This window comes from Dellaglioa sp. CoH-57-MRSF-19, from assembly GCF_056781975.1.
In genome coordinates, this window is record NZ_JBXAXW010000321.1 from 1 (window position 1) to 246 (window position 246).

A 246-nucleotide genomic window follows, 5' to 3' on the forward strand; every position below is an offset into this window, starting at 1 on the left:
GGACGGCACAGGCCCGTTCCGTGAGTTGTTTCGCCATCCGGGTCAATTCGGGACTATCGGGCCGGTCACCTCGGCAAAGCTGGCTGCTGATTTTTCTGCTTGGGACGAATATGCGCAGGAGATTGAAAAACGCGGCTTCTACGCTTGGTTTACTTCGATGCGGAAAATGTTTGAGTACGCGATGAACGACGGTGGCGTGTGGCATCAATACGATTGATGCGACCTTTTGTTTTCGAAGCCTCCACG

General features: G+C 53.7%; 1 protein-coding gene. It reads left to right on the forward strand.

The window, feature by feature from the left end; genetic code table 11:
- The coding region (locus tag AC1RO3_RS09350) for a hypothetical protein (RefSeq protein WP_481764144.1) at nucleotides 1-217 on the forward strand (217 nt) is incomplete at its 5' end.
- Nucleotides 218-246: the final 29 nt, after the last annotated feature.